1 rRNA gene is annotated in these 227 nt (G+C 54.2%); it reads right to left on the minus strand.

Annotated features, from left to right (window positions below):
• Positions 1-227: ribosomal RNA gene (locus CPJCM30710_RS17695) — 16S ribosomal RNA — on the minus strand; the annotation flags it as partial.

Consider the following 227-nt stretch of genomic DNA (forward strand, 5'->3'; position numbering starts at 1 on the left):
CCATTGTGCAATATTCCCCACTGCTGCCTCCCGTAGGAGTCTGGGCCGTGTCTCAGTCCCAATGTGGCCGATCACCCTCTCAGGTCGGCTACGCATCGTCGCCTTGGTGAGCCGTTACCTCACCAACTAGCTAATGCGCCGCGGGTCCATCTCATAGCGGATTGCTCCTTTGGTTATCGAATCATGCGATTCAACAACATTATGCGGTATTAATCCTCCTTTCGGAG

The organism is Clostridium polyendosporum (assembly GCF_018332455.1).
GTDB classification, from domain to species: domain Bacteria; phylum Bacillota; class Clostridia; order Clostridiales; family Clostridiaceae; genus Clostridium_AY; species Clostridium_AY polyendosporum.